Origin of the sequence: Thermogladius sp. (assembly GCF_049970955.1) — an archaeon.
GTDB lineage: Archaea > Thermoproteota > Thermoprotei_A > Sulfolobales > Desulfurococcaceae > Thermogladius.
Map to the genome: position 1 here is coordinate 1 of NZ_JBMFLY010000091.1, position 2,943 is coordinate 2,943.

General features: G+C 66.7%; 5 protein-coding genes. 4 read left to right on the forward strand and 1 reads right to left on the reverse strand.

Annotated elements, in window-relative coordinates:
* The 4 genes from cas4a to cas4 all read left to right on the forward strand — a co-directional run.
* The coding region (cas4a, locus tag ACP5VX_RS06825; RefSeq protein ID WP_428725130.1) for a type I-A CRISPR-associated protein Cas4/Csa1 at nucleotides 1-688 on the forward strand (688 nt) is incomplete at its 5' end.
* Nucleotides 685-1,674 carry a CRISPR-associated endonuclease Cas1 gene (cas1, locus tag ACP5VX_RS06830; RefSeq protein WP_428725131.1) on the forward strand — a complete coding sequence of 330 codons (990 nt, stop codon included), beginning with the start codon at nucleotides 685-687 and terminating at the stop codon, nucleotides 1,672-1,674. The genes cas4a and cas1, both read left to right, overlap by 4 nt.
* A 3-nt stretch (nucleotides 1,675-1,677) precedes the next feature.
* On the forward strand, nucleotides 1,678-1,962 hold the full coding sequence (cas2, locus tag ACP5VX_RS06835) for a CRISPR-associated endonuclease Cas2 (RefSeq protein ID WP_428725132.1): 285 nt from the start codon (nucleotides 1,678-1,680) through the stop codon (nucleotides 1,960-1,962).
* Between the two features lies 1 nt (nucleotide 1,963).
* On the forward strand, nucleotides 1,964-2,473 hold the full coding sequence (cas4, locus tag ACP5VX_RS06840) for a CRISPR-associated protein Cas4 (RefSeq protein WP_428725133.1): 510 nt from the start codon (nucleotides 1,964-1,966) through the stop codon (nucleotides 2,471-2,473).
* Here the strand turns inward: cas4 and ACP5VX_RS06845 are convergent.
* On the reverse strand, nucleotides 2,461-2,943 hold a 483-nt coding region (locus tag ACP5VX_RS06845; RefSeq protein WP_428725134.1), incomplete at its 5' end, for a CRISPR-associated CARF protein Csa3. The two genes, cas4 and ACP5VX_RS06845, sit on opposite strands and share 13 nt — an antisense overlap.

Sequence of the window (2,943 nt, forward strand, 5' to 3'; positions counted from 1 at the left end):
CAAGTACTGCCCGACGAGGAGGGACGTCTGGCTGAGGAGGAAGATGGGGCTGGCGCCCGAGACCACGGAGCCCCTGGCCAAGGGGAGGCTGGTTCACGAGGCTGTCACGGCCGCTGTCCGCTGCGCCTCCAGGGGCCTGTCGAGGGGCTGGGAGACCTGGGACGTACTCACCTACTGCCTGGGCAGGTTCAGGCCGCAGGGCAACGGGGACGCGGCCACGGCCCTCAAGGCCTACAAGTCGACGCTCGTCACGCTCCTCGGCGAGGTCGAGTACGAGAGGCTCGTGAGCGGCGGCAGCGGCCTGCCCGTCGTCAGCGAGATGAAGGTCGACGGGACGCCCCTGGGCCTCTCCCCCCAGCTCTCCATAGACGTCTACGCCGAGAACATAGTCGTCGACTTCAAGACGGGCGCGCCGAGGGACTTCCACAAGCTCTCCATAGCCGGCTACGCCCTCGCCCTGGAGGCCGAGTACGAGGTGCCGGTCGACTACGGGATCCTGGTCTACGTCAACCCCTCCGACAGCGGCCTCCGAGTCATGTACAAGCCCGTCTACGTGAGCAACGAGCTGAGGCGCTGGTTCCTGGAGGAGAGGGACGAGATAGTGGACATGCTCGTATCTAACAGGGAGCCCCCCAAGGACAAGAACTGCCCGCAGACCTGCCCGTTCTACAGGGTGTGCCACCAGTGAGGGACCTAGTGGTCTCCGAGCCGGGGACGGTCCTCAGGTTCAGGAAGGGCGTCTTCGTCGTGGAGAAGAAGGGCTCGAAGACGGAGGTCCCGCCGCTCGAGGTCGAGAGAGTCTTCGTGGCCAGCAGCCGCGTCGGGCTGTCGAGCAAGGTCCTGCTGAAGGCCGTGGAGTACGGTATAGACGTGGTGCTGCTCGACAGCAGGGGGGTGCCGGTCGCCAGGGTACACCCCCTCTTCAACAACAAGCTCACGGAGACCAGGAAGGCCCAGTACAGGGCTCTACTAGACGGGAGGTGGGCCCTAGTAGCGAGGGAGGTCGTGTACTCCAAGGTCATGAACCAGGCCGGACTCCTGAAGAGGTACTACTCGTACACCAGGGACCAGGCGCTGAGGGAGGGCTACGAGAAGCTCTCCACGCTCGCCAGCGAGGCCAGGCTGAGGGAGGGCGTGGCCCTGTCCGAGCTCAAGGAGTGGCTCAGGAGCTTGGAGGCGGAGGCGGCGAGGGTCTACTGGGGCCTCTACGCCACCCTACTGCCCAGGGAGCTCGGCTTCCAGGGGAGGGACCAGGAGGGGGGCGACCCCGTGAACGCGTCGCTCAACTACGCCTACGGAATACTGTACTCGGAGAGCTACAGCGCTCTGGTGATCGCGGGGCTGGACCCGTACGCTGGCTTCCTACACGAGGACAGGCCCGGCTCGACCAGCCTGGTCTTCGACTTCGTCGAGCAGTTCAGGTTCATCGCCGACGCCGCCCTCCTAGACCTACTGAGGCACGGGTGGAGGCCCTCCCTCAGCGGGGGGCTGCTGGACTACGAGTCGAGGAGGAGGGTGGTGGCGGGGGTCCTCGAGAGGCTGGAGAAGACGAAGACGAGGAGGTTCGGCGAGGCGCCCGTCTCGCTGAGGGGGGCCATGAGGAGGAGCGCCCTCTCCCTAGCGTCGTACCTGAGGGGGGAGGGGGTCTTCCAGGGCTTCGTCTACGAGTGGTGAGCCTTGATAGTCCTCGTCGCGTACGACATAGAGGACGACGAGACCAGGGTGAGGCTCAGCGACTACTTGAAGTCCAAGGGGCTGACGAGGATCCAGAGGAGCGTCTTCGTGGGGAGGCTGCTGCCGTCCACGGCGAAGGACGTGGAGAGGGCGCTCCCCAGGTTCGTGAAGGGGGAGAGGGACGTGATACACTACATCCCGCTGCTCGAGTACAGCCTCAGGTACCTCAAGTGCTTCGGCCACCCCCTCGCGGTCCTGTCCGTGGACAGGGAGCCCCTGGTGGTGTGAGTTGAGGTTCGAGGGCAACCCGCTCTCCCCCTCCATGGTCAAGGAGATGGTGTACTGCCCCGTGATCGCCTGGCTGAAGGCGAGGCACCTGGTGCAGGAGCCCGCGACGGACAGCATGCTGGCCGGGAGGCAGGCCTCGGGTGGCGGGGGGCTGTACGTGAGGGCCGGCGGCTTCAGCGCGGTCCTCGACGAGGTGAGGGAGGAGGGGGGCGGGGTGGTAGTGGTGGAGAGGAAGGCCTTCAAGGCGAGGGACGCGCAGAGGTACCTGGCCCAGCTGGTCGCGGGGGCCTACATACTGTCCCTCAAGGGCGTGAGGGTCAGGAGGCTGGTCCTCGAGATGGGGGGTGTCAGGAGGGAGCTGGAGTTCACGGGCGAGCTTGTGGAGGAGGCCGCGAGGTACCTGGGGGAGCTGGAGAGGCTGGCGTCGAGCGACAGGCCCCCTCAGCCGACGAGGCCCGGTAGGCGGTGCTCCTCCTGCTGGTACAGGAGGTTCTGCCCCTACACGGAGTAGAGCGCCACCGCGTAGGGGGTGGGCTCCAGCGCCTCGCTCCTACCCCTCTTCTCCAGCAGGCCCTTCCCCCTCAGCCTGGACGCTATGTTCCTCACCGTCTTCTCGCTCCAGCCCGTCTCCCTCGCGGCCTCCGCGACCGTTACGCCGGGCCTGGAGACTGCTAGCCTGAGCAGCGCCTCCTCGGGCTTGCTGAGCCTCAGCTTCACCGCCTCTATGAAGCCCCAGGGGACCTCGACGGGCTGGTCCAGGCCCGTCTCGGGCTCGTAGTGTATCGTGTACCTCCACCCCAGCCTCTCGAGGACCAGCGAGGCGAGGTGGCCGAGTATCCTGGGCCCCGTGCCCACCTCTAGCACCGCCTCCTCAGGCTCCCCCAGGGCCCTGAGCTGCCTGAGGAGGGCTGGGAAGGCCTCGTAGAACCTGCTACACGAGACCTCGACCAGCAGGGGCTCGGGCAGCCCCTGCCTCAGGCA